Annotated in this window: 2 tRNA genes and 1 rRNA gene; all 3 read left to right on the forward strand. The window is 47.5% G+C overall.

Going from position 1 to position 613, the window contains the following annotated elements:
* Positions 1-71 (forward strand): 16S ribosomal RNA (locus PG887_RS22585); the annotation flags it as partial.
* 72 nt (positions 72-143) lie between these two features.
* Positions 144-220 (forward strand) — tRNA-Ile (locus PG887_RS22590).
* A 10-nt stretch (positions 221-230) separates the two neighbouring features.
* Positions 231-306: transfer RNA gene (locus tag PG887_RS22595), tRNA-Ala, on the forward strand.
* Positions 307-613: the final 307 nt, after the last annotated feature.

The following is a 613-nucleotide window of genomic DNA, read 5'->3' on the forward strand; positions in this document are numbered from 1 at the left end:
TGTGATTCATGACTGGGGTGAAGTCGTAACAAGGTAACCCTAGGGGAACCTGGGGTTGGATCACCTCCTTACCTTAAGATGACGAAGTTGTTGAGTGTTCACACAGATTGCCTTGATTCAAGTTTAGAGACAGTACACGAAGTGGGTCTGTAGCTCAGGTGGTTAGAGCGCACCCCTGATAAGGGTGAGGTCGGTGGTTCGAGTCCACTCAGACCCACCACTTCGATTACGGGGCTATAGCTCAGCTGGGAGAGCGCCTGCTTTGCACGCAGGAGGTCTGCGGTTCGATCCCGCATAGCTCCACCATATCGTACTGTGTTTGTCAGAAGACAAAGCCATGAGTTGAACATCTCGTTCAGTGTATGCCTTTGACTTCTTTACGAAGTTTGCTCTTTAACAATCTGGAAAGCTGATTTAAAAAGTAGTTCTCAAACATTTGTTACAAGTGCTTTGGAAACTTCTTGGCGAAAACCAAATTTTATTTGGTCACCTTCCTTCGGGAAGAAAGTTGTGCAGCAACAAGCTGGGTCGTTCAACGACACTTCTTGGGGTTGTATGGTTAAGTGACTAAGCGTACATGGTGGATGCCTTGGCAGTCAGAGGCGATGAAGGA

Origin of the sequence: Aeromonas sp. QDB14 (assembly GCF_027707845.1) — a bacterium.
Taxonomy (GTDB): domain Bacteria; phylum Pseudomonadota; class Gammaproteobacteria; order Enterobacterales; family Aeromonadaceae; genus Aeromonas; species Aeromonas caviae.